General features: G+C 73.0%; 27 protein-coding genes. 14 read left to right on the forward strand and 13 right to left on the reverse strand.

Annotated features, from left to right (window positions below):
• Position 1 precedes the first annotated feature (1 nt).
• From ACLWS4_RS28380 to ACLWS4_RS28400, 5 genes are all read left to right on the forward strand, one after another.
• A complete protein-coding gene (locus ACLWS4_RS28380; RefSeq protein ID WP_049649155.1) occupies positions 2-217 on the forward strand; it encodes an MbtH family protein in 216 nt (71 codons plus the stop codon).
• Positions 218-228: 11 nt separating this feature from the next.
• Positions 229-1494, forward strand: coding sequence for a cytochrome P450 (locus ACLWS4_RS28385; RefSeq protein ID WP_416875597.1), 1266 nt, complete (start codon positions 229-231; stop codon positions 1492-1494).
• A 49-nt stretch (positions 1495-1543) separates the two neighbouring features.
• Positions 1544-2293 carry an SRPBCC family protein gene (locus ACLWS4_RS28390; protein WP_416875598.1) on the forward strand — a complete coding sequence of 250 codons (750 nt, stop codon included), beginning with the start codon at positions 1544-1546 and terminating at the stop codon, positions 2291-2293.
• A gap of 8 nt (positions 2294-2301) precedes the next feature.
• Positions 2302-2502: a hypothetical protein gene (locus ACLWS4_RS28395; RefSeq protein WP_416875599.1), complete on the forward strand. Its 201-nt coding sequence runs from the start codon at positions 2302-2304 to the stop codon at positions 2500-2502.
• Positions 2503-2891: 389 nt separating this feature from the next.
• Positions 2892-6953: an LPXTG cell wall anchor domain-containing protein gene (locus ACLWS4_RS28400; RefSeq protein ID WP_416875600.1), complete on the forward strand. Its 4062-nt coding sequence runs from the start codon at positions 2892-2894 to the stop codon at positions 6951-6953.
• A gap of 93 nt (positions 6954-7046) precedes the next feature.
• Here the strand turns inward: ACLWS4_RS28400 and ACLWS4_RS28405 are convergent, their stop codons facing one another.
• Both ACLWS4_RS28405 and ACLWS4_RS28410 read right to left on the reverse strand, forming a co-directional pair.
• Positions 7047-7229, reverse strand: coding sequence for a hypothetical protein (locus tag ACLWS4_RS28405; protein WP_380745461.1), 183 nt, complete (start codon positions 7227-7229; stop codon positions 7047-7049).
• A gap of 565 nt (positions 7230-7794) precedes the next feature.
• Positions 7795-8151, reverse strand: coding sequence for a beta/gamma crystallin domain-containing protein (locus ACLWS4_RS28410; protein ID WP_049649160.1), 357 nt, complete (start codon positions 8149-8151; stop codon positions 7795-7797).
• A 532-nt stretch (positions 8152-8683) separates the two neighbouring features.
• On the opposite strand from ACLWS4_RS28410, the gene ACLWS4_RS28415 reads away from it, so the two are divergent.
• The 7 genes from ACLWS4_RS28415 (at position 8684) to ACLWS4_RS28445 (ending at position 14349) form a co-directional block, all read left to right on the forward strand.
• Positions 8684-9082: an ArsR/SmtB family transcription factor gene (locus ACLWS4_RS28415; RefSeq protein ID WP_416875601.1), complete on the forward strand. Its 399-nt coding sequence runs from the start codon at positions 8684-8686 to the stop codon at positions 9080-9082.
• On the forward strand, positions 9079-11046 hold the full coding sequence (locus ACLWS4_RS28420) for a heavy metal translocating P-type ATPase (protein ID WP_416875602.1): 1968 nt from the start codon (positions 9079-9081) through the stop codon (positions 11044-11046). Before ACLWS4_RS28415 ends, ACLWS4_RS28420 begins: the two co-directional genes overlap by 4 nt.
• A 225-nt stretch (positions 11047-11271) precedes the next feature.
• Positions 11272-11463, forward strand: a complete 192-nt coding sequence (locus tag ACLWS4_RS28425) for a hypothetical protein (protein ID WP_117486199.1) — start codon at positions 11272-11274, stop codon at positions 11461-11463.
• A gap of 2 nt (positions 11464-11465) precedes the next feature.
• The gene (locus tag ACLWS4_RS28430; protein WP_074005869.1) at positions 11466-11822 is read left to right on the forward strand and encodes an ArsR/SmtB family transcription factor; all 357 of its coding nucleotides are present in this window, start codon (positions 11466-11468) and stop codon (positions 11820-11822) included.
• 80 nt (positions 11823-11902) lie between these two features.
• Entirely contained in the window at positions 11903-13546 is a 1644-nt protein-coding gene (locus ACLWS4_RS28435) for a SulP family inorganic anion transporter (protein ID WP_416875625.1), read from the forward strand.
• A 73-nt stretch (positions 13547-13619) separates the two neighbouring features.
• On the forward strand, positions 13620-13751 hold the full coding sequence (locus ACLWS4_RS28440) for a DUF6126 family protein (protein WP_220450012.1): 132 nt from the start codon (positions 13620-13622) through the stop codon (positions 13749-13751).
• A 148-nt stretch (positions 13752-13899) separates the two neighbouring features.
• On the forward strand, positions 13900-14349 hold the full coding sequence (locus ACLWS4_RS28445; protein WP_416875603.1) for a GNAT family N-acetyltransferase: 450 nt from the start codon (positions 13900-13902) through the stop codon (positions 14347-14349).
• Between the two features lie 16 nt (positions 14350-14365).
• Here the strand turns inward: ACLWS4_RS28445 and ACLWS4_RS28450 are convergent, their stop codons facing one another.
• Both ACLWS4_RS28450 and ACLWS4_RS28455 read right to left on the reverse strand, forming a co-directional pair.
• Positions 14366-15208 (reverse strand): hypothetical protein, encoded by an 843-nt coding sequence (locus tag ACLWS4_RS28450; protein WP_416875604.1) that lies wholly within the window; start codon positions 15206-15208, stop codon positions 14366-14368.
• Positions 15201-15713, reverse strand: a complete 513-nt coding sequence (locus ACLWS4_RS28455) for a SigE family RNA polymerase sigma factor (RefSeq protein ID WP_049649167.1) — start codon at positions 15711-15713, stop codon at positions 15201-15203. The genes ACLWS4_RS28450 and ACLWS4_RS28455 overlap by 8 nt, the downstream gene beginning before the upstream one ends.
• Positions 15714-15965: 252 nt before the next feature.
• Here ACLWS4_RS28455 and ACLWS4_RS28460 point away from each other — a divergent pair, with 252 nt between their 5' ends.
• Positions 15966-16733 (forward strand): hypothetical protein, encoded by a 768-nt coding sequence (locus tag ACLWS4_RS28460; RefSeq protein WP_416875605.1) that lies wholly within the window; start codon positions 15966-15968, stop codon positions 16731-16733.
• A 102-nt stretch (positions 16734-16835) separates the two neighbouring features.
• Here the strand turns inward: ACLWS4_RS28460 and ACLWS4_RS28465 are convergent, their stop codons facing one another.
• The 7 genes from ACLWS4_RS28465 to dcd form a co-directional block, all read right to left on the reverse strand.
• Positions 16836-18182, reverse strand: a complete 1347-nt coding sequence (locus tag ACLWS4_RS28465; protein ID WP_416875606.1) for a hypothetical protein — start codon at positions 18180-18182, stop codon at positions 16836-16838.
• Positions 18183-18270: 88 nt separating this feature from the next.
• Complete coding sequence (locus tag ACLWS4_RS28470; protein ID WP_416875607.1) at positions 18271-19011, reverse strand: class I SAM-dependent methyltransferase; 741 nt, start codon at positions 19009-19011, stop codon at positions 18271-18273.
• Entirely contained in the window at positions 19008-20321 is a 1314-nt protein-coding gene (locus ACLWS4_RS28475) for an MFS transporter (RefSeq protein WP_416875608.1), read from the reverse strand. The genes ACLWS4_RS28470 and ACLWS4_RS28475 overlap by 4 nt, the downstream gene beginning before the upstream one ends.
• Before the next feature lie 87 nt (positions 20322-20408).
• Entirely contained in the window at positions 20409-20921 is a 513-nt protein-coding gene (locus ACLWS4_RS28480) for an HIT family protein (protein WP_380745352.1), read from the reverse strand.
• Positions 20918-22015 (reverse strand): glycosyltransferase family 4 protein, encoded by a 1098-nt coding sequence (locus ACLWS4_RS28485; protein WP_416875609.1) that lies wholly within the window; start codon positions 22013-22015, stop codon positions 20918-20920. Before ACLWS4_RS28485 ends, ACLWS4_RS28480 begins: the two co-directional genes overlap by 4 nt.
• The gene (locus ACLWS4_RS28490; protein WP_049649173.1) at positions 22012-22536 is read right to left on the reverse strand and encodes a dCTP deaminase domain-containing protein; all 525 of its coding nucleotides are present in this window, start codon (positions 22534-22536) and stop codon (positions 22012-22014) included. The genes ACLWS4_RS28485 and ACLWS4_RS28490 overlap by 4 nt, the downstream gene beginning before the upstream one ends.
• A complete protein-coding gene (gene dcd, locus ACLWS4_RS28495) occupies positions 22533-23060 on the reverse strand; it encodes a dCTP deaminase (protein WP_074005876.1) in 528 nt (175 codons plus the stop codon). Before dcd ends, ACLWS4_RS28490 begins: the two co-directional genes overlap by 4 nt.
• A gap of 121 nt (positions 23061-23181) precedes the next feature.
• Between dcd and ACLWS4_RS28500 the strand changes: the two genes are divergently transcribed.
• Positions 23182-24102, forward strand: coding sequence for an ROK family protein (locus ACLWS4_RS28500; protein ID WP_416875610.1), 921 nt, complete (start codon positions 23182-23184; stop codon positions 24100-24102).
• A 79-nt stretch (positions 24103-24181) separates the two neighbouring features.
• Here ACLWS4_RS28500 and ACLWS4_RS28505 read toward each other — a convergent pair whose 3' ends face one another.
• Together ACLWS4_RS28505 and ACLWS4_RS28510 are read right to left on the reverse strand one after the other, a co-directional pair.
• On the reverse strand, positions 24182-25375 hold the full coding sequence (locus tag ACLWS4_RS28505; RefSeq protein ID WP_416875611.1) for an argininosuccinate synthase-related protein: 1194 nt from the start codon (positions 25373-25375) through the stop codon (positions 24182-24184).
• A gap of 91 nt (positions 25376-25466) precedes the next feature.
• Entirely contained in the window at positions 25467-26801 is a 1335-nt protein-coding gene (locus ACLWS4_RS28510; RefSeq protein ID WP_416875612.1) for a hypothetical protein, read from the reverse strand.
• Positions 26802-26898 lie beyond the last annotated feature (97 nt).

Raw genomic sequence — 26898 nt, forward strand, 5'->3', positions numbered from 1 at the left:
CATGACCAACCCCTTCGACGACCAGGACGGCACCTTCCTCGTGCTCGTCAACGAGGAGAACCAGCACTCGCTCTGGCCCCAGTTCGCGGACGTCCCCGAGGGCTGGACCGTCGTCCACGGCCCCGACACCAACGCCGCCTGCCTGGAGTACGTCGAGAAGTCCTGGACCGACATGCGGCCCAGGAGCCTCGCCGACGCCATGGACACCCGGAAGTAGCGCGGCCCGTAGTGAACCCGACCGACACCACGGACGAGGCCCGCCCCGCGGCGGGCCTCGCCCCGGCCCACGACCCCGTCCCGTCCCACGACTTCGCCGCGGACCTGCTCACCCCCGAGGCCCGGCGGGACCCGTACCCCCTCTACGCCCGCATGCGGCGCGAGAGCCCCGTCCACCGCAGCGACCAGGGCATCTGGTACCTCACCCGGTACGCCGACATCGAGGCGGCCCTGGGCGACCTGCGGCTGTCCAACGACCGCGACCGGATGACCCGGGCCTACAGCGCGCTCGGCGGCGACCTGAAGGCCCTGAGCCGGCTCACCGACCGGCTCGGCCGGGTGATGACCAACACCGACCCGCCCGACCACAGCCGGCTGCGCAAGCTGGCCAACCGGGCCTTCACCGCCCGCCGGGTCGAAGCGCTGCGCGACGGCGTCCAGGGCATCGTCGACCGGCTCGTCGACGAGGCGGTCGCGGCCGGGCCGAGCATGGACCTGATCGAGGCCGTCGCCGCCCCGCTGCCGATGTCCGTCGTCTGCGAGCTCTTCGGCATCCCGGAGGAGGACCGCCCGCGGGTCAAGAGCTGGTTCCGCCGCTTCGGCCGGCTCACCGAGGACATCGACAAGTCCGAGGCGGCGATCGACCAGTACGAGGAGTACCTGTCCGGACTCATCCGGCAGCGCCGGCGCGCGCCGGGCGACGACCTGATCAGCGCCCTGGTCGCCACCCAGGCGCAGGACGAGCGGCTCACCGACTCCGAACTGCTGTCCACCTGCTTCGTCCTGATCACCGCCGGCGACGAGACCACCGCCAACCTGATCAACAACGGCGTTCTCGCCCTGCTGCGCCACCCGGACCAACTGGCCCGGCTGCGGGCGGATCCGGGGCTGATCCGCGGCGCCGTCGAGGAGCTCGCCCGCTACGACACGGTGACCCAGGCGATCGTCCGGGTCGTCGCGGAGGACCTGGAGATCGGCGGACGGACACTGCGGGAGGGGGACCTGGCGTACCTGTTCCTCGCCGCGGCCAACCGCGACCCGGACCGCTTCGAGGACCCCGACCGGCTCGACCTCACCCGCCCCGGCAACCGGCACCTGACCTTCGGCCACGGCCCGCACTTCTGCCTCGGCGGCCCACTGGCCAAGCTCCAGGCCGAGGTGGCGATCGGCACGCTGGTGCGCCGGCTGCCCGGGCTTCGGCTGGCCGACGAGGCGGCGCTGGACTGGCGGCCCAACCCGCTGCAACGGCGGCTGAGCGCCCTCCCGGTCACCTACTGACCATGAACGACGACCACTGACCATGAACGACGACGAAGGAGTACCGACGATGGCCCGAGAGTTCGAGGTCCGCCGGGAACAGGACCTGCCCGCCACGCCCGAACAGGTCTGGGACGCCGTCGCCACCGGCGCCGGCAACCTCGGCTGGCTGTACCCGATGGAGGTCGAGCCGCGCGTCGGCGGAAAGGCCAGCCGGGGCGACTCCACCGTCGTGGCGTGGGAGCCGCCGCGGCGGTTCGCCGTCCGGGCGACCCAGGACGGCGGGTTCTCCAACACGCTCAGCTACCACATCGAGCCCGCCGACGGCGGAACGAGCCACCTGCGGATGGGCATCCACTGGGTGCACACGGGCGTCGTCGACGAGGCCTGGATGTGGGACGCCAAGTCGGACGCGGCCGAGAAGCACGTCGACTTCTACCAGCACGGCCTCGCCGAGTACCTGCGGCACTTCGCCGGCCGCCCCGCCGTCTACGTCAGGGCCCCGCGCCCCGAACCCACCGCCGACCCGGCCGACTTCGCCGCCCTGCGGCTGCGCCTCGGCCTCGTCGCCGACGCGGCCGTCGGCGACCGCCTGCGGCTCGACGTCCCCGGTGCGGACGGCGGCCCGGAGGAGGTGGTCGTGGACTGGCTCAGCCCCGACTTCGTCGGCCTGCGCGGCCCGGACGCGCTCTACCGGTTCTTCAACGGCAGCACCTGGAACGTGCCGATCTGGCTCGGCCACCACCTGTTCGCCGAGGACGCCGACGAGCAGCGGGCCACCGCGGCGTGGACCGCCTGGCTCAACGACACCCAAGCCTAGGAACCCCGATGGAAACCTCCACCAGGACACTGCTCTTCGCCGCCGAACTCGTCGAGGAGAACGGCACGTACACGCTGCTCGTCGAGGACGTGCGAACCGGCAGCGTCGAGACCACCCCGGTCCCCAAGGCCATGGTCGACAGGCTCCCGACCTTCCTCTCGGCGCTCGCCGCCAAGCTCAACCCTCCGGCGCCGCGCCGCCGTTGGTAGCCCTTCCCGCACCGTGAGGCCGGTGCCGTCCGGGAGTCGCCGCTCCCGGACGGCACCGGCCTCGCCGCGTCCGGCGGCGTTCACCGGTCGGTCCGCCCTCGCCGGCGCGGGTGAGGGCCGACTTCGCTCGACGCGGTTAGTTCATATGACGATGCGTCAACAGGCCTGGCGCTGGCCCGGGTCGAGGTCGTCACGGTCGGTCGCACCCCGTGCAGGGGGCGCGCGACGGGCGTCGAGCGCGGTGGTCGGACCGTTCGTGTGGGCCGCCGGGATGACCTCCCCAGCGCGCCGGACCGACCCGGATGGTGGAGACGGCATAGTCGTCCCGTCGCCCAATGGCGTGTTCACTCCGTCATCCAGAGTCCTGTGCACACCCTGGAGAGTCCTCGATGCCCAAAGTCAGACGTCGCCGGGGCCTGGCCCCGGCCTTCGGGGTGCGGGGCAGTACCGTCCCGGCTCGTCCGTCGAACCGTGCCGCGGCGAAGCGGCGCGGCTGGTCCGGAGTGCTGGTAGCGGCGCTGACGCTGGCACCGCTGTCGCTCGTCCCGCTGATGGCCGCCCCCGCCGCGCACGCCGCCCAGGCCTGCCCGCCCGACCCGGGCTACACCGACTGCCTCGCCTTCACCCACACCGGTGGCGGCCAGGACTTCACCGTTCCCCCCGGCGTCACCTCCGTCCGGGCGAAGGCCTGGGGCGCGGGCGCGGCCGCCGAAGCCGACAGCCCCGCGGGAACGGCCGGCGCCGACCACCGGAGCCGACCGGGGGCCGCCGGCGCCTTCGCGACCGCACTGCTGGACGTGACGCCGGGGCAGCGGCTGACAGTGGTGCCCGGCCAGGGCGGGCGGGCGCACTCCGAGGACCCGAGCTCCCCGGCGGCCCGTACGGCCCTCGGCGGCGGAGCCTCCAGCGTCCTGGCCGACGAGCCGCACGCCTCGGCCCGCACCCTGCTGGCGGCCGACGGCGGCACCTCCCCGAGCGCGGGCGGCACGGCCGTCGGCTCCGGGGGCGGCGACGTTCCGGCGGGCCTGGCGTCGCACCTGACCGAGCGCCAGTACGTCGCCGGGGCCGGCTTCGGCGGTACCGCTCACCCCACCGCCTCGGTGAAGCCCGGCGACCGCGACGGACGTGACGGACGCGACGGACGTGACGGCGGCAACGGCCTCGTGGTGCTGGAGTGGCAGGCCCCGGACGCCGCCTCGGCGAAGGCCGCCCCCGTCCAGGGCAACGCCTCGCAGGCCCCGGCCGCCTCGCCGTCCGCCGCGAGCGCCCCCGAGCGCCCGTCGGCCGCAGCGTCCGCTGAGAGCGTCCCCCCGTCGGGCACGGCCCCGGCCGGCCACGCGCCCCGGGCACCCGGCCCCCCCTTGGACTGCAGCGGCAACACGATCTACGCCGTCCAGCGCGGCTCCTCGGGCGCCGGTACGGGCACCCTGCTGGCCCTGGCCTCCGGCACCGTCGGCGGCGCCAACGTGACCGCCACGACGGTGAGCACGCTCCCCGCCGGGTCCGGCTTCACGAACGCCCTCGGCATCACGGACGGCGGCACCGCCGCCTACGTGGTCGACCAGACGCCGGCCGTCAGCGGGTCCGTGAACGTGTACGGCTACAACGCGGCCACCGGCGCCTGGACCGTCTACACCGGATCCGCCGGTCCCACCAGCGACTCCTTCGTCGCCGGCGCGGTGAACCCGGTCAACGGCATCTACTACTACGCCAGCTTCGAGCCCGGTACCGCGACCACGCCCGGCGTGGCCACCCTCTACGGGTTCAACACCACCACCAACACCGCGATCCCCGGCGTGATCGGCACGTTCGACCTGCCGGTCACCGGCACCTCCGGCCCCAACGGCGACATCACCTTCGACGCGGGCGGCAACCTCTACATCCTCTCCTCCGTCGGCACCGACGCCGCCATCGGCCGGGTCTCCGCACCGATCCCCACCACGGGGTCGGCCACCGGTGTGCCGCTGACCAGCACGACGCTGAGCACCCTGGACAACCCGACGGACAGGTCCTTCAACGGGGCGGCCTTCGACAACGTCGGCAACCTCTACATCGAGTTCACCTCGGGGACCACCACCTACCTGGAGCGGCTCAACCCGAACACCGGCGCGGTCACGGCCGGTCCGACGCCGTACACCAACAACGCCTTCCTCTCCGTGGACCTCGGCGCCTGCTCCACCAACCCGACCCTGACCCTGCAGAAGGACATCGTCGGCCGGTTCGCCGAGTCGACCACGTCCAACGACCAGTTCACGCTGGAGATCACCGGCGGTGGCGTCACCCAGGGCAACACCGCCACCACGACCGGCACCAGCACGGGCGTCCAGTCGCCCCCGGCCGGCCCGGTCATCGCGCTGTCCGGCACCACCTACACCCTCACCGAGACGGCGGCCTCCGGAAGCCTCTCCGACTACACCACCACCTACGACTGCGTCGACACGGCCAACGGCAACGCCCCGGTCGCCTCGGGCAGCGGGGTGACCACCTTCAACCTGCCGTTCCCGGCGACAGTGGAGGACAAGAACAGCCCGATGGTGCTCTGCACCTTCACGAACACCCCGGTCCCGGCGACTCCCGCGCTCGCCATCGCGAAGTCGGCCTCCCCGACGACGGTTTCGGCGGTCGGGCAGGTCGTGGACTACAGCTTCCTGGTGGCGAACACCGGGAACGTGACGCTGACGGACGTGACGGTGAACGAGACGGCGTTCTCGGGCACCGGGACGCCGCCGGTGGCGAGCTGCCCGCCGGGTGCGGCCTCGCTCGCCCCCGGCGCGTCGGTCACCTGCACGGCCAGCTACACGGTCACCCAGGCGGACATCAACGCGGGCAGCATCACCAACACGGCGATCGCGACCGGCACTCCGCCGTCCGGCCCGCCGGTCACCTCCCTGCCGTCCAATGCGACCGTCACGGCCACCGCCAACCCGGCCCTCACCATCGTCAAGTCGGTGGACGCGACGGAGCTGACGGCGGCGGGCCAGGTGCTGCACTACGCGTACCTGGTGACGAACACCGGGAACGTGACGCTGGCGAATGTCACGGTGAACGAGACGGCGTTCTCCGGTTCCGGGACGCCGCCGGTGGTGACCTGCCCGCCTGCTGCGGCCTCGCTCGCTCCCGGTGCGTCGGTGACCTGCATGGCGAGCTACACGGTCACCCAGGCGGACATCGACCGAGGGAAGATCACCAACACCGCGACCGCGACGGGCACTCCGCCGTCCGGCCCGCCGGTCACCTCCCCGCCGTCCTCGACCAGCGTCCCGAATACCCCCGAGGCGGCCCTCACCATCGTCAAGTCGGCGTCGCCGACGACGGTTTCGGCGGTCGGGCAGGTCGTGGACTACAGCTTCCTGGTGACGAACACCGGGAACGTGACGCTGACGAATGTCACCGTGAACGAGACGGCGTTCTCCGGTTCCGGGACGCCGCCGGTGGTGACCTGCCCGCCGGCTGCGGCCTCGCTCGCTCCCGGCACGTCGGTCACCTGCACGGCCAACTACACGGTCACCCAGAGCGACCTGCGGAGCGAGAAGATCACCGACACGGCGACCGCGACGGGTACTCCGCCGTCCGGCCCGCCGGTCACCTCCCCGCCGTCCACCGTGACCGTCACGGTCACGCCCGCACCGGCGCTCACCGTCGTCAAGTCGGTGGACGCGACGGCGCTGACCGGGGTGGGCCAGGTGCTGCACTACGCGTACCTGGTGACGAACACCGGGAACGTGACGCTGACGGACGTGACGGTGAACGAGACGGCGTTCTCGGGCGCCGGGACGCCGCCGGTGGTCTCCTGCCCGCCCGCTGCGGCCTCGCTCGCCCCCGGTGCGTCGGTGACCTGCACGGCCGAGTACACCGTGACGCAGGCGGACCTCAACACGGGCAGCATCACCAACACCGCGACGGCGACCGGTACTCCGCCGTCCGGCCCGCCGGTCACCTCCCCGCCGTCCTCGACCACCGTCCCGAACACCCCTGAGCCGGCGCTCACCATCGCGAAGTCGGCGTCCCCGACGACGGTTTCGGCGGTCGGACAGACGGTCGACTACGCGTACCTGGTGACGAACACCGGGAACGTGACGCTGACGGACGTGACGGTGAACGAGACGGCGTTCTCTGGCTCAGGGGCGCCGCCGGTGGTGGCATGCCCGCCGGGTGCGGCCTCGCTCGCTCCTGGTGCGTCGGTCACCTGCACGGCGAGCTACACGGTCACCCAGGCGGACATCGACCGAGGGAAGGTCACCAACACCGCGACGGCGACGGGCACTCCGCCGTCCGGCCCGCCGGTGACCTCCCCGCCGTCCACCACCACGGTGACCACGAAGGAGGCGCACGGGCACCTGCCGAACACCGGCACCGGCACCGACACCCGGCTCGCAGAGCTGGCCGGGAGCCTCCTGCTCCTGGGCGGCGGCCTGACGCTCGCGACACGCCGCACCCGTCGTCGCGGCTAGCACGACGCCCTGACTGGCGGTGGTCCCCGGAGCCCGTGCTCCGGGGACCACCGCCTTTCGTCGTCCCGGCGGGCACCGGAGAACCGCTACCCGTCACCCCCACTCCGACCGATCGGCCAGGCGGCGGTACCACCAGAACTCCGTGCGCCACTGGCGCCGGTCCGCGAACGGGTCGGGGAGGGTGCGGCGCAAGAACACCGTGTCCAGGGCCTTCACGAGTCGGCCGAGCTCGGCACGGGCCCGTTCCGGCAGTCGCTCCAGGACTTCCTCCAGCACGTCGCGTGCGTGTCTGACGTCGTCGAAGGAACATCCCGGGCACGGGCAATGCGACTCCTGCGGGTACAGCGGACGTCTTCCCGGCGGGTGCAGGAACTCGCGGTACCGCCGCAGTGCCCGGTCGGTGGCGCCCGCGTGAAGGTAGAAGCTCTCGCTCAGGCGCTCGACCCGGTGGACGGCCAGGCTCGCCCTGTCGGAGAGTCCGTGGATCCGGAGCGGAGGGGTCGGCCCCGAGACGCGGGAGGCCGGTCGTTCGGCGCGCAGTGCGCGGGGCCGTCTACGCGGCATCGGCCTTTCGACACGTGATCATGGGCGCCATGATGCCAGGCAGGGCCGCGCTGCCGCACCCGGTTTTTCCCCTTCGAGGTGCGGAGTTCGGGGCTCGGCGGGCAGCCGTGGCGCAGCATGCCGGCGCCGGCCAGCCCCTGGAGGGGGTGGCCGGCGCCGGTGAGCCGGGGTGGAGCGAATTCACGTCACAGAAGATTCGGTGGCGATCGAAGCACTGCGGGAATTCCGGGTGATTCGGTCGGGCGAATTTCTGTTCGGGGTTCGCTCTGCCGGTTCGTCAGAGGATCTGGATGGAGTTGACTCGCGGCGGGCGGTTCGGGAAGGAGATGTCGGTCCAGCGGTTGATCCGCACCGAGTCGCCGTTGGCGTCGGAGTAGACCAGGTCGTTGTTCCCGGTGGAGATCCGGTCGACCCACCACCCGCCGAAGCCGATCGACCCCCCGTTCGCGTAGCAGTCGACGCTGTCACGGCCGTCGAGGTGCGACCAGATCTTCAGGAAGTCGTTGCGGCTCCCGTCGCACTGGACGTGGTCGATGGCGAAGGCGTTGCCGGACGGCACGGCCACGGTGAGCGTGGCGGCCGCGGCGAAGGCCATCGCCATCGAGCTCACGACCTTCTTGGCTTTCGAGATCATGGATTCTCCTCAGTCGGATGAAATGTCGAATCGGAGACCGCTTCGCAACGAGTTTCGGTTGCGTCGTGCTCGATCAGTATCCAGACCGCTTTTGTGACGGTCAATCGAACGAAGCCTGGCCTCACGTGTTCTCGGTCATTTCCGTCCGTGTTTTCGGCGAGGCGTGGGGTGTGCTGTTCTGGTGGGTCGCTAGTGGTTCCGGGGCCGGGTGGACGGGCCGTCGACCGAGGGTCGCCTAAGTGCTGCGCTGACGTGGGGTGATGGTCGGACCGCCGACCGCGCGCGACGGCTGTCGGGGGACGCCTGGCTGGGAGAGGGGGGTGGGGCTGGCGGGTTCGCGCAGGACGTGTCGTGCGGTGCCGGGGGAGGGCGTGGACGGCGTCCCCGCGCCCCAAGCGGCCGCCGTGGCCGCCCGTGGCGACGGCGACGACCTGTCTCTCCGGCGTCCTCTCCCGGATGCGGTCGCGGTCGAACCGGGCCGCGACAGCCCGTCTGGAGCGATGACATCGGCATTGACAGCTATCATCGCTTCATGACGATGAATAGCCCGGCGGTCGGGCCCTCGGCCACCACCTCGTGCGGCGCGCCCTCGGCAGCGGTGGCCCTGTTCCGCTCGCTCGGCGACCCGGCCCGCCTCGCGATCCTGCTGCGCCTGGCCCGGGGCGAGGCCAAGGTCGTGGACCTGGTCGGCTGCGTGGGCCTGGCCCAGTCCACGGTCTCGGCGCACCTGGCCTGCCTGCGGGACTGTGGCCTGGTCGACTCCCGCCCCCAGGGCCGGGCCTCCCTGTACTTCCTGGCCCGCCCGGAACTGCTGGACCTGCTGGCCTCGGCCGAGCAGGTGCTCGCCGCGACCGGCGAGGCCGTCGACCTCTGCCCGATCTACGGGACCCCGGCGGCGCCCGCCCCGGACAGCACCGGGGCCGGCCGATGAGCGACGCCTGCGGCTGCGGCGACGACAGGAAGACCGTGGAGGGAGGGGAGGGGCGCGAACCGGAGAAGCTCTGGGAGGTCGGCGAGCTGCGGGCCGCCGCCGTGGCCGGCGTCCTGCTGCTGGCCGGACTGATCGCCGGCTGGTCCGGCGCGTCCGACACCGCGGTGACCGCGCTGAACGCGCTCGCCCTCGTCGTCGGCGCCTGGACCTTCGTACCCGCCACGCTGCGCCGCCTGGCCAAGGGCAAGGTCGGGGTCGGCGCGTTGATGACGATCGCCGCCGTCGGCGGGGTCCTCCTCGGCGAGGTCGGCGAGGCCGCCATGCTGGCCTTCCTCTACTCCGTCAGCGAGGGCCTGGAGGCCTGGTCCCTGGCCCGCACCCGCCGCGGCCTGCGCGCCCTGCTCAACCTGGTGCCCGAACGGGCGACCGTGCTGCGCGACGGCACCGAGCGGACCATCGCTCCGGCCGAACTGCGCATCGGCGACACGATGGTGGTCAGGCCCGGCGAGCGGATCGCCACCGACGGCACCGTCCGCGCCGGCCGCACCGCCCTGGACGTCTCCGCCATCACCGGTGAGTCCGTCCCCGTCGAGGCCGGTCCGGGCAGCGAGGTGTACGCGGGCGCGATCAACGGCACCGGCGTGCTGGAGGTCGAGGTCACCAGCACGGCCGAGGACAACTCGCTGGCCCGGATCGTCCGGATCGTGGAGGCCGAACAGGCCCGCAAGGGCGCCGGCCAGCGCCTCGCCGACCGGATCGCCAAGCCCCTGGTGCCCGGCATCATGGTCGCCGCCGCCCTCATCGCCCTCGTCGGCTCCCTGCTGGGCGATCCGGCCACCTGGATCGAGCGGGCCCTGGTCGTCCTGGTCGCCGCCTCCCCGTGCGCACTCGCCATCTCCGTACCCGTCACCGTGGTCGCCGCCGTCGGCGCGGCCGGCAGGCTCGGCGTCCTGGTCAAGGGCGGAGCCGCCCTCGAAGCCCTCGGCGCCATACGCGCCGTCGCCCTCGACAAGACCGGCACCCTCACCCGCAACCGGCCCACCGTCGTCCGCGTCGCCACCCTGGACGGCCACAGCCGCGACACCGTCCTCGCGGTGGCCGCCGCGCTGGAGGCCCGCAGCGAACACCCCCTGGCCAAGGCCGTCCTGGCCGCCGCCCCCGGGGTGCCCGTCGCCACCGACGTCGAGGCGGTCACCGGCGCCGGCCTCACCGGCCGGCTGGACGGCCGCCCCGTCCGGCTCGGGCGCCCCGGCTGGATCGAGCCCGGCCCGCTGGCCGAAGCCGTCACCGCGATGCAGGACTCCGGCGCCACCGCCGTCCTCGTCGAGGACGACGCGACGGTGATCGGCGCGATCGCCGTACGCGACGAACTGCGCCCCGAGGCCCGCGAGGTCGTCGACCGCCTCCGTGCCCGCGGCCTGACCGTGGTGATGCTGACCGGCGACAACGAGCGCACCGCCCGGGCCCTCGCCGCCGAGGCCGGCATCGACACCGTGCACGCGGACCTGCGCCCCGAGGACAAGGCCCGCATCATCGCCGGGCTCCGCACCCTCCGCCCGACCGCGATGGTCGGCGACGGCGTCAACGACGCCCCCGCCCTGGCCACCGCCGACCTCGGCATCGCCATGGGGGCGATGGGCACCGACGTCGCCATCGAGACCGCCGACGTCGCGCTCATGGGCGAGGACCTGCGCCACCTGCCCCAGGCCCTGGACCACGCCCGCCGCGCACGGCGGATCATGCTCCAGAACGTCGGCCTGTCCCTGGCGGTCATCGTCGGTCTGATGCCGCTCGCCCTCCTCGGCGTCCTCGGCCTCGCCGCCGTCGTCGCGGTCCACGAGCTCGCCGAGGTCGTCATCATCGGCAACGGCGTGCGGGCCGGACGCACCAAGCCGCTGCCCCCGGCCCCGACTTCGACCCCGCACCGCGCGAGCGCGCCCGCCCCGGCCGGAGCCGTCGCCTGACCCCTCGCCCGTAGCACGGTCCGCCGGCCCCGGCCGCTCCACGCTCCGCCGCCGACGGCGCGTGGAGCGGCCGGGGCCGCTGTCGATCACCGCGTCCCCGGGCCGGGTGGAGATCGATGTGCAGAAGTCGCAACTTGAAGAATTCTTCAAGTGCATAGATGATGCTGCCCTGTACTCGGCAGAGATGCGGTCGCGCGCGGCAGCGCCGGCGGCGAGGAGGGGCGCATGAGCGACGTATTCGACCAGGAGCTTCGCGAGCAGCTCGACGAGGCCCGCAGGCAGCGGGCCGAGGCTCGGACGGCAGGTGACGAGGACAGCGCGCAGGCGTACGCCGGACGCGTCACACAGCTGCTGCGGATCGCCGCCCAGCACGGCATCGAGATCGAGCACACCGCCGAGGAACAGGAAGAGGACTGAGCATGGCCGTCCCGCTCTACCAGGCGAAGGCGGAGTTCTTCCGCACGCTCGGCCACCCGGCGCGCATCCGCGTGCTGGAACTGCTCCAGGACGGTCCGCGTCCGGTGCGCGAGCTGCTCGCCTCGATCGAGATCGAGCCGTCCAGCCTCTCCCAGCAGCTCTCCGTCCTGCGCCGCAGCAACCTGGTCACGGCCACCCGCGAGGGCAACACCGTGGTCTACGCACTGAGCACGCCGGACGTCGCGGAGCTGCTGCGGGCCGCGCGCCGCATCCTCACCGAGATGATCGCCGACCAGGGGACGCTGCTCGCCGAGCTGCGCTCGGCCGGGCTTCCGGACGCGGCGGAGCAGACGGCGTGAGCGCCACACGGGCCACCCTCGCGGGCCGGGCCGCCGGGCGGGTCCGGGCCGTCCTGCCGAACCGCGCGGCCCTCGCCGCCATGGGGCGCTCGCCGCGCAAGGACCTGGTGGCGGGTCTGACGGTGGCGATCGTCGCGCTGCCGCTCGCGCTGGGCTTCGGCGTCGCCTCCGGCGCGGGGGCCGAGGCCGGACTGGCCACCGCCGTGGTCGCCGGGGCGCTGGCCGCGGTGTTCGGCGGCTCCAACCTCCAGGTCAGCGGACCGACCGGCGCCATGACCGTGGTCCTGGTGCCGATCGTGCACCGGTACGGCACCTCCGGCGTCCTCACCGTCGGCCTGATCGCCGGCCTGCTGCTGGTCGCCCTCGCCCTCGGCGGGGCCGGCCGTTTCATGGCCTACGTCCCCGCGCCGGTCGTCGAGGGCTTCACCCTCGGCATCGCCGGCGTGATCGGACTCCAGCAGGTGCCCGCCGCCCTCGGCGTCACCAAGGGCGACGCCGAGAACGTCGTGGCCGTCGCCGGACAGGCCCTCGCCGACTTCGCCCGCCACGCGCACCCGGCCGCGCCCGCCGTGGCGCTCGCCGTCGCCGCGGTGATGCTCGTCGGCGCACGGCTGCGCCCCGGCATCCCGTTCTCGCTGCTCGCCGTCGCCGCCGCGACCGCGGTGGCCGACCTCGCCCACCTGGACGTGGCGACCATCGGCCACCTCCCGGCCGGTCTGCCGCTGCCGTCGCTGGGCTTCCTCGACCCCGGCGCGGTGCCGCACCTGCTCACCGCCGCCCTCGCGGTCGCCGCGCTGGCGGCGCTGGAGTCGCTGATGTCGGCGACCGCCGCGGACGCGATGAGTGCTTCCGAACGGCACGACAGCGACCGGGAGTTGTTCGGCCAAGGAGTGGCCAACCTGGTCGCCCCGCTGTTCGGTGGCGTCGCCGCCACCGGCGCGATCGCCCGTACCGCCGTCAACGTCCGCTCCGGCGCCGTCTCCCGGCTGGCCGCCCTGGTGCACGCCGCCGTGCTCGCGGTGGTCGTGTTCGCCGCCGCTCCGCTCGTCGAGGGCATCCCGCTGGCCGCGCTCGCGGGCGTCCTGATCGCCACCGCGGTCCGGATGGTCGAGGTGGCCTCACTGCGGGCGCTGGCCCGAAGTGGACGCGGCGAGGCCGCCGTTCTGGCGCTGACCGCCGCCGCGACCCTGGCCTTCGACCTGGTCACGGCCGTCGTCGTCGGCCTGGCCGTCGCCGGGATCCTGGCCCTGCGCCAGGTCGCGCGGTCCGCGCGGCTCCAGCAGGTGCCGCTGCACGACGGCCTGGCCCCGGCCGAGCACCACGAGGAGGAGCGGGCGCTGCTCGCCGAGCACATCGTCGCCTACCGGATAGACGGGCCGGTGTTCTTCGCGGCCACACACCGCTTCCTGCTCCAACTCGCCGAGACCACCGACGTCAAGGCCGTCATCCTGCGCCTGTCCCACGTCACCGCGATCGACTCCACGGGCGCCCTGGCGCTGGGCGACGCGATCGGCACGCTGGAACGGCGCGGCATCCTCGTCCTGGCCGCGGGGGTGCCGGACGGCCACCGGCGGACCCTGGACGCCCTCGGCGTCCTGGACACCCTCCAGCGGCAGGGGCGGGTCTTCGCCCGGACACCGGACGCCATCGCCCGTGCCCGCACCGAGCTGCGGACCACCGGAGTCCTGGCGGAGGCCACGGCACGAAAGGGAACGGACCGATGACCGCCCGGCGCCCGCACATCCGCCCGAGGCCCCGCCACGACCGCCCCACGACCCGACCCCAGGAGCACCGACCATGAGCAGCGCCACCGGTGACGAGAAGAAGCGGCGCAAGGCCATGCTCATCCGCGCCGGGATCTACATCCTGGGCACCCACCTGTTCGCCGGCTTCGTCATCCTGCTCTTCGCCCTCGGCAACCGCCACTGACCCCCGTCCGGTCGCCGACCCCCGAACTGCTGCCACAACGGCCGGGGTTCGCGCTGCTGACGGTTGGTCGCAACGCCTGGACGGGAACGGGAGTGCTCCAGCGCCGGCAGTGTGGCAGGCTGGCCCGATGTCTACGACCCTCCGCCCCATGGATGCCCGACTCCTGCCCGCCTGGCTCGATCGCAGCCGGGCCGAGTACGCCAAGGACCTCGTCGCTGCGGGGCAGACGCCCGAGGAGGCCGGCCGGCACGCGGCCGACAGCATGGCCCGCTACTTCCCCTCCGGTGCACCGAGCCCCGGGCATGCGGTCTTCGACGTGGTCGATGCCGCCGGGGCCACCGTCGGCCACCTCTGGATCGGACCGGACACGAGCGAGGACGCCGGCTCCTGGTGGGTCTGGGACATCGCGATCGACGCCGACAAGCGCGGGCTGGGCCTCGGGCGAGGGGCCATGCTCCTCGGCGAGGAGTACGCCCGGGCGCAGGGCGCCCATACCCTCGGGCTCAGCGTCTTCGGGTTCAACACGGGCGCGCGCGGCCTCTACGAGTCGCTCGGCTACGAGACGACCTCGGTCAAGATGCTCAAGCGGCTCGGCTGAGGTCCTGGGGCATCGCCTACGGGTGGGTGTCCTTGGCCGTGGGCTGCGTCCTCTGGTTGTAGATCTCCTTGCCGTCCGCGTTGTAGGCGTGGACGTAGGGGGCCGGGGGGAAGGGGTCCGCGTCGGGGCCGGTGGAGACGGCCGCGGTGTAGACGAAGGCGCCGCCCGCCATGACGGCCGGGTACTGCGTCGGGTCGTCGCCGTAGCTGATGGTGACCTTGGCGACGTCGGCGGTGTAGTGCCCGGCGCCCAGCGAGAGGACCTGCCCGGCACCGGTCGGGGCGTTGAAGCTGTCGAAGAACTCGACCAAGTGGCCGGCGCCCCACAGACGGTCGTTGATGAACGTCGGGGGGAGGGAGATGCTGTGCCCGGTCCGGCCCTTCGACTCGCACTGCGCGTACTGGCCGGCGGAGTCGACGGCGATGACCACGCCGTCGGTGTCCGACGAGGCGACGGGAGCGCGGACCCCGATCACCGCCTGGTACTGCGAAGCCTCGGAGCCCAGGCAGGAGGCCAGGATCCCGGCGACGGTCCCGGCGTCGATCGGGGTCGTCGTCGTGCTGGTGACGGTGAAAGCCGCCGGGGGGTGGGGGGAGGCCGGCACAGAGGGGGTGCCTGTGGCGGCCGGCCCCTGCTGTGGTGCCGGTGGGTGTTGTGGCCCCGGCGGGTTCAGCACGGACGGGAGGGCCAGGCACAGGGCCGCCGCGGTGCAGGCCGCGGTCGCGCCGAGGGCGTGTCGGCGGTGGCGGCGCCGGTCGGCGCGTCTGCGGATCTCCGCAGCGGGCAGGGTCGGTGCCGGCATCTGCGTGCCGAGCAGCCGCAGCCGGTCGTCGAGGCTGTCGTGGACGGGGTCAGACACGGAGCTTTCCTTCCTCGCTGGTCGGGGTCCGGTCGGAGAGTCTGGCCGCGAGCGCGGTCCGGCCGCGGGCGAGACGGCTCTTGACGGTGCTGATGCCGGCGCCGGTCTCGGCGGAGACCTGCTCGATGGAGAGGTCGCACATGTGGTGCAGGACCAGGGCGATCCGCTGTGCTTCGGGTAGGTCGCGGAGCGCGGTGACCAGCATCAGGTGCTCCTCGGTGGGCGGCTCGACGGTGGACGGTTCGTGGCGGTGGTGGTGTCCGGCCAGGTGCAGGCCCCGGGCGAGGCGCCGCCAGCGGGAGTGGGCCAGCCGCCGGGCGGTGGTCCGGATCCATGCCTCCGGGGCGTTGCCGGGGTCGAAGGTGCGCCTGCGGTCCCAGGCGCGGATGAAGGCCTCCTGGACCACGTCCTGGGCTTCGGACCAGTTGCCGGTTATCGCGTAGAGCTGCCCGGTGAGGCGGGAGAAGGACGCCGCGTAGAACGCGTCGAACTCCTGTGGCGTCATCAAGGGCCTCTCCTCCGGGGCTGTCCGTCAGCTCGCGGCACGGGCGGTGCGCGAGGGAGCACTCCTCGGCCACGGCGGGTCAGCCGTGCGTCCTGGGTGGAGCCTCCCGCCCTGTACGCACGAGCGCCGTCCCAGGGTTACATCGACGACCTATGACCTGGATCACACGCGCGGGGTGCGACCGCTCGGGCGTCGGGAGGCGTACAGGGGCGCGGGCATCAACCGGACGCCCGCAGGAAGGGACACGGATTCATGCGTATCCGCCCGATCATGATCATCACCGCCACCGCCGCGGCCATCGCGACCGCGGGGGGAATGGCCACCGCCGCGACCGGCACCCCCACGGCCACCCCCACGGCCCAGAGCAAGCCCGCCGCCGCGCCGGCCGCCCCTGCCGCGCCTGCCGCCCCGGCCTCCGGCGGCGGCTCGGCCGCGACCGGGGCGACTGCCACCCCGGCGGCCTCCACCGTCACCAGCACGACGACGACCCCGATCGACGCCGGGACCGTCGCCGGGATCCTGGCCTCCTGCCTGGGTTCCGAGGCTTCGCAGTACCAGGCGGTGATCGGGGTCCGCGCTCCCGTCGCCTCGTCGGACACCGACGGCGTGGTCGTCGCCGTCGACTCCGCCGGCCAGTACGTGCAGTGCGAGTCGAAGGGCGACAAGGGCACCAGCATGTCCTCGCCCGCGACGTTCATCAACGACCGCCTGTGGGGCACCGGTCACCTGGTCGAGTTCTTCGACAGCTTCAGCACGCCGACCGGTGCCGGGCAGGTCCTCTCGCTGGGCGCCGGGCACTACACCGCCGACGTCGCCAAGGTCACCATCAGCTACGGCGACGACGCGACGGAGTACCCGGCCGTCATGGCGGGCGGCGCGTTCGCCTACACGGCTGCCATCTCCACCGGCTCCGACGCGAACGCCTTCCCCCCGGCCCCCTACGTCCACGCCTACAACGCGGACGGCAAGGAGATCTACAACCAGAAGACGCAGCCCACGGTCAAGAACACCCACCCGTAGGCGACACCCCGGGCGGGCGGCCGTTGCGACCGCCGCGGGGGGAGTGAGCCGGATCCTCCGCGGAGGATCCGGCTCACTGCCTGACGAACCGGGCCGAGCGGGTCAGCGCTGCCGCTCGGGCTCCGCGTAGGTGCGGAAGTCCGAGGCGGTCTCCGGCCAGTTGGCCCGCTGCCAGCTCCGCAGCTCCGGGTACGTCGCGTGGGCGGGCACGACCACCAGGCGCTCGTCGAACCACCGGGTCAGGAACTCGCGCCGGCTGCGCACCTCCTCCCGGGTGCGCCCGCTCAGCATGACCTGCCCGACCCCCTGGGTGGTGTCCTGCACCGTGTCCCCCGTCCGGAAGCCGTACGGGAGGTCCAGCCGCACGTGCTCGACACCGGGCAGGGCCCGGATCTGCTCCAGTGAGGGATAGCCGACCAGGACGCCGGGCCGGTTGGCGAGGAAGAGGGTGCTGACGCTCTCCGGGCGGACGGTCGGTTCGATCGTCGGCTCGATCCCCTCCGCGCACCGGATGGCGGCTTCGCCCAGGTCCACGCCGAACTTGAACGCCACCGCTTCGGAGATCAGCCCGCCGCCGGTGCGGGCGGCGCACTCGCCGAACACGAGCCCGCCGGTGTCGGGCCGGCGGAACAGCTCCATGTGGAACACCCCGCGCCGCAGGCCGAGGGCCCGCAGCGCCTCCGTCACGACCGGCCGTGCCAGGGCGAAGGCGTCCGCGTCCTCGGTCGGGTCGAAACGTTCCAGCTGGAGCACCCGGTTGGCGTCGACGGCGGTCAGGCACGGCTCCGCGTAGGTGCCCACGCTGAGGAACCGGAGTTCGCCGTCGAAGACCACGCCGTCCGCCATCCACTCCTCGCCCGGCGTGAACTCCTCCAGGACGAAGGTGCGTTGCGGAACGCCCCGGCGCCGGTACTCGGCGCAGGTGTCGATCAGCTCGGACAGCCCCCGGACGACCGAGGTGTTCCGGGTGCCCGCCCCGGCGATGGGCTTGAGCACCGCCTTGTCGAAGTCCGCGAGGGCGGACGGATCCAGGTGGTGGATGTCCTCGATGACCTGCGAGGCGCCGACGTCCAGGCCGGCCGCCGCGACGGCCCGCTTCTGCAGCCACTTGTCCCGGAAGTTCGGGGCGATGTCCGCGGCCACGGCCGTCGGGAGGTCCAGGACCCGGGCGAGTGCCGCGACGGTGACCAGGGCCTCCTCGTCGGAGGTCTGGAGGAAGCGGAACTCCCGCTCGGCGGCGCCGGTCCGGCGCAGGGCGAGGAGGACGCTCTCGATGCTCGTCGGGTCCTCGGCGAAGATCCCCACGGCCCCGTCCGGGAGCTTCAGGTAGCCCCAGTCCGCCAGGTGCGGGCCGTGCACCACGTAGGGCGTGATGCCGTTCCGGAGGCAGGCGCGCATCGCGTACGGGTCCGTGCCGACGATCAGGGCCGAGGACTGGTCCTGGGGCAAGGGTTCTCCTTCGTTGTGGGGCTGAGGGGGCGGCGGTCCGCGGGCGGACCGGGAAGACGGGTCGGAAGGGTGGACCGGGACGGCGGGTCTAGAGGTCGGCGATCCGCCACACCCCGATCGACTTGTCGGCGAAGCGGTGCTCGACCCGCCTGCCGTCCTCCTCGGTGACGTAGACCTCGGTGCACTGCTCGTCGAGCACCCGGAAGGGCTCGGGCAGCAGGAAGGGGGCCCGCCGGAGGTTGAGCGGACGCCAGCCGCCCGCTTCGGTGGCGGCCTCGTTCCCGGCCCGCCCGACGAAGGTGGTCGTCGCCAGGTAGGTCGAGCCGCTGCGCCGGATGTTGTCCAGCGCGCGGTGGACGTCGTCGTCTCCGAGGTGCACCAGGCAGTCGCGGGAGAACACCAGGTCGACCTCCGGCAGCGGGTCGCGGGTGAGGTCGAGGACCCGGAACTCGCGGTCGGCGCGGGCGAAGCGCGCCCGGTTGCGCTCGACCACCGCGGGGACGATGTCGGCACCGATGTAGCGGTCGACGCCCAGGTCGACCCTGGACATCCAGAAGAAGTCCCCGCACGGCGCGTCGAGCAGGCTCCGGACGCCGAGCTCGGCGAGCAGGGACGGCAGTTCGGCACGCAGCGCGGCCGTCTGGGCCAGGTTCGACCCGAGGCCGGAGCGGGATTCGTCGTCGTCGGCCCCGCTGTCCTCGGTCAGCGTCCAGGCCCCGCTGGCGTAGATCCGGGCGAAGGTCTCCTGGAGCGTGTCGCGCGGTGGCCCGGCGGCTTCCGGTGCCGCCACGGAACCGCGCGTGCCCTGCTCCCGGGTGTCGTCGGTCATTGGTCCTCCTTGGTCGTACGGACGGATGCCGGCACTGCTGCCGAAGCCTGTTGCGGACGGTCCGCCCCCGCCTCCGCCCCCGCCGCGGGCTGCGGCTCGGACGGCAGGGTGCGGACCCCCGGGACGGCCAGCACGACGCCCGCGGCCGCGGCGACCAGGCAGGCCGCGCCCAGGAAGACGGCGCCGCTGCCGGCCCGGTCCGCGATCGGGGCGGCGACCGCCAGGCCGAGCGGGAGGAAGACGAAGGAGCCGAAGGCGTCGTAGGACATCACCCGGGACATCGACTCCTCCGGCACGTGCTTCTGCAGTGCCGTGAGGAAGGTGACGTCGTTGAGGCTCATGCACAGGCCGGTGACGAACATCGCGCCGGCGGTGACGGCGACCGGCGCGGCGCAGGCCAGCGCGACCAGGGACGGCACGATCCCCAGGGTGAACAGCACCGCGGCCCGCAGGGGCCGGCGGGGCCGCAGCCGGATGGCCAGCAGGCTGCCCGCCACGAAGCCGACCGCCTGCGCGGTGAGGACGGCGGCCCATCCGGAGGCGCCGCCGAGGTGCGCCTCGGCCTCGACCGGTCCCAGCACGATGAAGCCGGCGCCGATGCACACGTTCACCAGCGCGAGTTGCGCCACCGCCGCCCACAGCCAGGTCCGTTCGGTGAACTCCCGCCACCCGTGCCGGAGTTGGAAGAAGATCCCTTCCTCCGTGGGCGACGGCTGGTCCGCCGTGCCGGTCAGCCGGACTCCGGCGAGGAGCACCGCGGACACCAGGAACGTCGCCGCGTCCACCACCAGTGCCCAGCCGGCGCCGAGCAGGACGACCAGCACGCCCGCGAGCGCCGCGCCGCCGATGCTGCCCGCGTTCATCGACAGCTGGACCAGCGCGTTGGCGGACTGGATCTTCTCGGCGGGCACGAGCTGCACCGTGACGCTCCGGGACGCCGGGGTGAACAGCGCGCTGGCGGCGCCGCTGACCATCGACAGGACGACCAGGCCCGCCAGGGAGTCCGTCCCGGTCAGCACCAGGACCGCGACCGCTCCCTGGGCGAGACCCGCGGTCAGGTCCGCCCCGACCATGACCCGGTGCCGCGGCAGCCGGTCGGCCAGGACACCGCCGTACAGCAGGAACGCGACCTGGGCGGCGATCCGGGCGGCGGCCACGATCCCGAGGGTCGAACCCGAGCCGTCCGGCATTCCGAGGACGGCGAAGGCGAGCGCCACCGGTGCGATGGCGTCACCCAGCAGGGAGACGGACCGGGCGGAGAACAGCAGCAGGAAGGAACGGTCTCGGAGGATGGAGAGGTCGGCGCGCACACAAGGCCTTTCACGTTCTGGCCCGACGGGATCGAGCTGGTCGGGGAGCCGTCACACCGCGGTCCGGTCCGGGCGGTCGGGGAACCGTCACACCGTGGTCCGGTCCGGGTGTTCGGGTGGCGGTGCCGAGAGGCGGGCGCGGGTGGCGGCGAGCCGCTCCAGCGGCACCGGGTCGGCCTTCCAGGGGCGGTGGAGATGGTCCCCGGCCGCCCGGGGCACCAGGTGGACGTGCAGGTGGAACACGTCCTGCCAGCCCGCGTCCCGGTTCGCCTGGAACAGCGTCAGGCCGTCCGGCGCCAGCACGTCCCGGATCCGCCCGGCCATCAGGTGGACGGTGGCCATCACGGCGGCGGCGTCCTCCGGGGTGATCTCCCAGAGGTCGGCGGCGTGGCGCTTGGGGATCACCAGGGTGTGCCCGTCCATGACCGCGGTGATGTCGAGGAAGGCGATGGTCCGCTCGTCCTCGTGGACGACGGCGGCGGGCAGCCGGCCCCCGACGATGGCGCAGAACACGCAGTCCGCGGACCGCGGGCCGTCGCCCCGGTCCCGCTCCGGCCCGCCGGTGGGCGCAGGGGCCGCGGTGGTCGGCCGGGCCGTCATCGCGCGACCCGGCGGGAGAGTTCGGCCAGGTCGCCGGCGGTCCGCGACAGCGGGAAGCGCCCGCTGTTGACCAGGCCGGCCGCGGCCAGGTCGTCCAGCCGCTCGGGCGAGCGGAGGAACTCCTCGATGCGGCCCCGGAGCGCCGTGAAGTCCCCGAAGTCGACCGGGAGCGCGGAGCGGCCGAGCACCTCGGTCAGGCCCGGCACGGGCTGGTAGGCGACCGGCAGGCCGCACGCCTGCGCCTCGATGGTCACCAGCCCGAACGCCTCCAGCCGGAGCGAGGGGACGATCAGGAGGTCGTGTCCGCCGAACGCGCGCCACAGGTCCTCCCGGGACAGCCAGCCGAGGCGGCGCACCCGCGACAGGTCGGAGCGTGCGGCCAGGGCCGCGAACTCCGCCGGGGGAGCGGCCACGGAGAGCTCCACCCCGGGGAGCGAGGCCACCGCCGCGATCAGGCCGGAGGTGGCCTTCTCGGCGGTGAGCCGACCCGCGTAGAGCACCCGCAGGACGCCCGCTTCGCGCTCCGCGCGGTGCCCCGGCCCGGTGGGCCGGCCGGCCAGCAGCCGGTCGGGGACGCCCCAGGGGATGTGGACGATCCGGTCCGACGGGACCGGGGCGATCCGGCGCAGCCGGTCCGCCATCGCCCGGGTGGGGACGACGATCGCGTCGGCCGATGCCGCGGTCTCCCGCAGGACGACGGCCTGGGTCGGGTGGTCCTCGGCGAACAGCAGGTCGGTGCCGTGCACCAGCGCGATGCTCGGCCGGTCGGGAAAGACCTGCTGCAGGGCGGCCGTCGCGCCGAAGGCCAGGTGCTGGAGGTGCAGCACGTCGTGGTCGGCGGCGGGGTACCTGTCCCGGACGGCGGCGCCGAGCCGGTCCACGTAGGCCCAGAACGCCGGCCCCGACACCGTCTTGCCCGGCACCGCGAGCAGGGCCGGTGAACCGGAGGTGTCGGCCACCTGCCGGTCCTCCGGGGCGAGCATGAAGACGTCGGCGGGGATGAGCGGTTCCGGCCCGCCGTACAGGTCGCGCAGCAGCTCGACGCTGCCGCCGGGGCTGTCCGGGGGGAGGTCGATCCCGGTGAGGACGTTCACGCGAGCTCCTCGTACAGTCGCGACGTGTCGATGCCGCTGGTCCGGGTGTACTTCCGGCCCATGTTCTGGTAACTGGCCTCCGCGCCGAGGGTCTTGAGGAAGATGATCTTCCCGAAGGTCATCCCCGGATAGATCCGCACCGGGCGCACGACGCGGATCTCGAGCGTCCACCGGATGGCGTGGCCGACGTGGCCGAGCGGTGCCGAGACGTGCACCCAGACGCCCAGTGCGCCCACCGTGCGGTCACCGTTGATCATCTGCGCGAAGCGCTCGGAATGGGTGCGCTCGTGGGTGACCCCGAGGTAGAGCCTGCCCGGCAGCAGCACCATGCCGTCCGGCGGGATGGTGCGCTCCTCGAACTCGGTGGAATGCGCCGCGTCGAGTTCGGACTCGCACACCCGGATGGTGTCGCCGAGTCGCCAGTCGTAGGCGTTCGGGGAAATCCTTCGGGGGTCGAACGGCTCTATGACGATGTCACCGGAGTCGATCGACCTGGCTATTTCCGCCCGGGTGAGGATCACAGCTGCCCCAACTTGTCCCGCCAGTAGCGCGATTCCTGCGGTCCGACCGCGCCCTGGTACTTCCCGGAATAGGGCTCGATATCGCCGAGCGTGTCGAAGAACATGATCTGCCCGATCTTCATCCCGGGATACACCCGCAGCGGTCGGACCGCGGACAGCATGAGGGTCCACTGGCCGTGGAAGCCGATGTCCCCGATCGGGGCGGTGATCTCCACGAAGAGCCCGAGCCGGCCGACCGAGGAGCGCCCGAAGAGCAGCGGCACGAAGACGTCGGATCCGACCTCCTCCACGGTGTGCCCCAGGTAGAGCTGGTCGGGCTCCAGCACGAAGCCGCTGGAGTCGATCTTGGTGGCGTCGGTCCGGTTGGGCCGGTACGCGTCGATGACGCTGTCCGTGTAGGTGATCAGCGTCTCCCCGAGGCAGACGTTGTAGCTGTTCGGGTTCACCTGGTCCCGGTTGAACGGGGATATGGAAATCCTGCCGTCGCGGGCGGATTCAACGATTTCTGGTCCCGTCAGGATCACAGGAGGCTCCCACTCTTCCGGCCTGCCGGACAAAACGGCGGGCGCGCACCGACGAGGCTTTTACGGGTCGTTTTCCAGGACGTTTGCCAGCTCGTCCGAGCATGCTCCATACTCATCCCCCATGAAACACGTCATAGCCCTTGATGTGGGCGGTACCGGAATCAAGTCCGCCCTGATCGGAAGCAGCGGAGAATTACTTCACCAGGCCCGCCGGGAAACCCCTCGCGAACGCGGCACCGACACCGTCGTGGAATCGGTGCTCGAGGCGGCCGCCGAAATGCTCGCCCACGGCGAGCGCCGCTTCGGTCGGCCCGCGGCCGCGGTGGGCGTCGCCGTGCCCGGCATCGTCGACGTCGGCACCGGCACCGTCGTGTTCGCGGCCAACCTCGGTTGGCACGACCTCCCGCTCGGCGCGCTGCTGGCCGACCGCCTGGGCGGCGTGCCGGTCGCCTTCGGCCACGACGTCCGCACCGGAGGACTCGCCGAGCAGCGGATCGGCGCCGGCCGGGGCACCGAACAGTTCCTCTTCCTGGCCATCGGCACCGGCATCGCGGGCGCGATCGCCCTCGGCGGACGGATCGAGGCGGGCGCCCACGGCGCCGGCGGCGAGCTCGGCCACATCGTGGTCCGGCCCGGAGGCGCCGCCTGCCCCTGCGGCCGGCGCGGCTGCCTGGAGCAGTACGCCTCGGCCTCGGCCGTCGGACGGGCCTGGGCCGCGGCCTCGGGCCGGCCCGCCGCCGACGCGGCGGACTGCGTCCGGGCGCTGGAGGCCGGCGACAGCCGCGCCCGGACGGTCTGGGACGACGCCCTGGCCGCGCTCGCCGACGGTCTCGTCACCTGCCTCACCCTGCTCGACCCGGGCACCGTGATCATCGGAGGCGGGCTGGCCGAGGCCGGGGACACCCTGTTCGAACCGCTGCGCGCGGCGGTCGGGAAGCGGCTCGCCTTCGAGCGGATGCCGGAGATCGTGCCGGCGGCACTCGGGGAGACGGCGGGCTGCCTCGGCGCCGGCCTGCTGGCCTGGGACCTCCTCGGCGGCTGACGTCCCGCGCCCCCCGCCGTCGGCCCGCCGCTCCCGCAGCGGGCCGACGGCGCGGGTACGGGACGGTACGGGCCGCGCATCAGGCCCCCGCCAGCACGGCGAGCTCCGCCCTCACGGACTGCTGCTCCCAGCTCTCCCGATCGCGCAGGTAGACCGGCCGGTCGGCCTCGATGGCCCGGGTCTCGGCCCCGCCGGGCGTGAGCCGCCAGCGCACCGAGCCCGTCACCGGCCGGGCGCAGAAGTCCATGAACGACTGGGTGGCCGCCCGCAGTTCGCCGAACCAGCGGCCCTCCAGGGCCTCCCGCACCCACAGCTGTTCGAGGTGCATCTTCTCGCGGATCGTCTCGGCCGAGAGCACCGCCGACTCGAGGTGCCGGTAGCTGCGCAGCAGGAGCCAGGCGGCCGGCATCTCCCGGATCTCCAGCACCTTCTCGCCGCCGGCGAGGTGCTCCAGGCCGCTGTACCGCCCGAGGCCGAAGGCGCCGACCCGCCGGTTCAGCTGGTCGATCAGCGGCACCAGCGGCAGGCGGGTGCCGTCGACCGCCACCGGCGTGCCCCCCTCGAACCGGACCTCGATGCCGTCCTCGGTGACCGCAGGTCGGCGCGCGCTCCACCGGAACAGCTGCTCCGGCACCGCGTGCTGCTCGGGGTCGTCCAGGAGCCCGGACTCGAACTCGCGGCACCAGAGGTTCGAGTCGCCGCTCACGACGCGCTCGCTCATCCGGGCGAGGCCGGCCTCCTTCAGCTCCTGGATCTTGACCTCCCGGCCCACCGGGTCGAGGTCGTACGGGCTGCCGTAGGCGCCGTCGAAGCCCAGCAGTTCCAGGGCGCCGTTGAGTCTGCGCATGGTGTTCTGGGAGCGGTTGGCGGTGTGCAGGACGGCCGCCGCCCCGAGTTCCGCCGCCAGTTCGGTGGCGAACCGGGCGATCAGCGGGCGGCTCAGGGTCGAACTCACCGGGTGGGTCCCCAGGTAGACCGCCTGGCTGACGATGGCCGCCCGCACGAACTCGTCGGCGAAGGCTCCACGGCCGTCCACGACGTGCAGCCGGACCCCCAGCTCGTCGGCGATCTGCTGTTTCTGTTCGCTGGTCTCGTCCTCGCCGAGGTCCACGCTCAACGCGTGGACGTTCCGGAACCCGGCGTTCTTCAGCCGCAGCAGGAGGAAGCTGCTGTCGAGCCCTCCGCTGAAGAGCGTGACGACGGGGGCTTCCGCCGGCAGGGCATCGGTGGTGAGTTGACGGAAGGAGCGGATCAAGCGGTGATGGCTTTGCATGATGGTCCTTCGAGACGCGGTGGGGGAAGTGGTTCGGCGCGTGCGGCGGCCGTCCCGCGGGTGAGGTCCGCGGCCCGGGCGGCGGGCGGCCTCAGTCGTCCGAGTAGGTGCCGAAGGAGGAAGCGGATTCCGGCCAGTTCTCCTTCTGCCACCGGCGCAGTTCGGGGTAGCTCGCGTGCGCGGGCACGACCAGCAGCCGCTCGTCGAACCACGCGGTCAGGGAGTCGCGGCGGTCGCGGAACTCCTCCCGGGTGCGGCCGCTCAGCACGACCTGGCCGACGGCCTCGGTGGTGCTCGCGAGCGCGTCCGCCATGCGGAAGCCGTACGGGAGTTCCAGTCGCAGGTACTCGACCCCGGGCAGGGCGCGCACCTCGGCCGGGGTCGGGTAGCCGACCAGGACGCCGGGACGGTTGTTGAGGTAGGTGGAGCCGATCGTTTCGGGCCGCACCGAGGGCTCGATCCGGGGGTCGGTCCCGGCCGCGCAGCGCAGCCCGGCGAGCGCCAGGTCGACGCCGAACTTGGCTTCGACCAGCTCGGGTTGGAGCAGTCCGCCGGTCCGGGCAGCGCATTCGCCGAACACCAGCCTCCCGGTGTCCGGCTGGTGGAAGAGCTCCATGTGGAAGGTGCCGCGCCGCAGGCTGAGCGCTCGCAGGGCCGGTTCCACGACCGAGCGTGCGAGGTCGTAGGCGGAGGCGTCGGCGACCGGGTCGAACACCTCGACCTGGAGCGCCCGGTTGAAGTCCACCGTGCTCAGGCAGGGCTCGCCGTACGTGCTGACGCTGAGGAACCGCAGCTCTCCGTCGAAGACCACGCCGTCGGCGATCCACTCGTCGCCCGCAACGAACTCCTCCAGCACGAAGGTCCGTTGGGGCATGCCGGCGCGCCGGAGCTCGGCACACCGGGCGATCAGCCCGGCGCGGCCCTCGACGACCGAGGTGTTCCTGGTGCCGGCACCGGCGACCGGCTTGAGGACCGCCTTGTCGAAGTCCTCGACGCTCGCCGGATCCAGGTGGTGGACGTCCTCGATCAGGCGGGACCGGGTGACCTCGATGCCGGCCGCGGCGAGCGCCTCCTTCTGCAGCCACTTGTCCCGGAACCGCACGGCGGTATCCGGGTCCACGGCGACCGGGGCGCCCAGGACCTCGCCCAGGGCCGCCACGGTGACCAGGGCGAACTCGTCCCCGGTGTGGACGCAGTCGAAGTCCCGGTCGGCGAGGCCGGCCCGGTGCAGCGCGAGCAGCACGCTCTCCACGCTGGAGGTGTCCTCGGCGAAGACGGTCTCGACCCCGTCCGGAATTCCGATGAACCCCCAGTCGCGCAGGCCGGGGCCGTGCACCACGACGGGCTCGATTCCGTTGCGGAGCGCGGCCCGGATCAGGTACGGGTCCGCTCCGACGATCAGGGCCGAGGATCGGTTCTCAGACACGGGTCTCCTTTGGAACGGGGCGGGTCCAGCCCACGATGTTCGTGCATCGATTCAGTGGCAATGCCCCACCTGATGCCGCCGCTTCGGCGAATTCGCC

This window comes from Kitasatospora sp. SC0581, from assembly GCF_048159585.1.
GTDB lineage: Bacteria > Actinomycetota > Actinomycetes > Streptomycetales > Streptomycetaceae > Kitasatospora.